The 1,350-nt window shown below is 33.3% G+C and carries 2 protein-coding genes; both read left to right on the forward strand.

Translation table 11 applies throughout. The features are described 5' to 3' along the window. Positions 1–935 (forward strand): UDP-N-acetylglucosamine--N-acetylmuramyl-(pentapeptide) pyrophosphoryl-undecaprenol N-acetylglucosamine transferase (locus Q0370_RS04100; protein WP_299572497.1); only part of this gene is annotated, 935 nt, incomplete at its 5' end. Between the two features lie 33 nt (positions 936–968). After that, on the forward strand, positions 969–1,350 hold a 382-nt coding region (locus Q0370_RS04105; RefSeq protein ID WP_299572500.1), incomplete at its 3' end, for a Mur ligase domain-containing protein.

Genomic DNA, 1,350 nt, shown 5'->3' on the forward strand with positions numbered 1-1,350 from the left:
ATAGAATGGAAAAAGATATTGTTCCAAATGAAAATTTTAGATTTATAGGACTTGATGTATTGCCGTTAAGAAGTATAAAATCTGTATTTAAAATGATGGCAGCAACTATAGGCACAATAAAGCTACTAAAAAAGGAAAAACCTACAAAAATAATAGCATTTGGAAATTATATAACAATACCAGTATTAGTAGCAGCTAATATATTGCGAATACCATATTATCTTCAGGAGCAAAATCACACAATGGGTCAGGCAAACAAATGGTTTTACAAAGGTGCAAAAAAAGTATTTGTTGCTTTTGAGAATACACTTGAAAGTGTTAAGGGAAAATACAAGAGTAAATTTGTAGTAACTGGAAATCCATTGCGGGAAGAATTTTATGGAAAAAATAAAGCTGAGGAAAGAAGAAAACTAAATATAAAGGATGATGAAAAAGTAATTCTTGTAATTGGTGGGAGTTTGGGAGCCAAAAATATAAATGAAGCTATTTTAAAAAAATGGAAAACGATATTGGAAGATGGGAAAATAAGACTATTTTGGGCAACTGGGAAGGATAATTACGAGGCTTCAACTTATAGAATAAGAGATTTTGGTACAGCGGTAGTTGAACCGTATTTTGAAAATGTTCCAGAATTAATGGCGGCTTCTGATATTGTAATCTGCCGTGCAGGAGCTTCGACTATTTCTGAACTTATCCAGCTTGAAAAACCATCGGTACTGATTCCATACGATTTTGTTGGGCAGAAGGAAAATGCAGATGTGCTGGAATATGCAAATGGCGCAAAAATTTTTACAAATGAAACAGTGGAAGAAGCGATAGATGAAGCCTTGTCAATAGTTCGACAGGCATCAATGCTGGAATTTATGAGTGAAAATGTAAAAACCTTGAAAAAAGGAAATTCAGCAGAAACAATAGTTGGAGAAATGGGACTTTAAGAATAAAAATTAGGAAAAAAATTTGGAGGAAAAATGCTAACAAAAATAAATAATGTATATTTTAGCGGAATAAACGGAATTGGAATGAGCGGACTTGCAAAAATTTTGGCATCAGACGGATTTAACGTGGCAGGTTCAGATCTCGAAAGAAAGCCTGTAACAGAAGATATGGAAGAAATGGGAATAAAGGTTTATATAGGGCAAGTTGAGGAAAATGTAAAGGACAAAGGAATAGATTTATTTGTATATTCAACTGCGATTAAGGAAACAAACCCTGAGTACAAATACATTGTAGATAATAATATAAAAAAAATAAAAAGAGGGGAACTGCTTGCTGAAATAATGAACAGATTTGATGGAATCGCTGTGGCAGGAACTCACGGAAAAACTACAACAAGTTCCATGATGAGCGTAG

This window comes from uncultured Leptotrichia sp., assembly GCF_938036635.1.
In the GTDB taxonomy this organism is placed as follows: domain Bacteria; phylum Fusobacteriota; class Fusobacteriia; order Fusobacteriales; family Leptotrichiaceae; genus Leptotrichia; species Leptotrichia hongkongensis.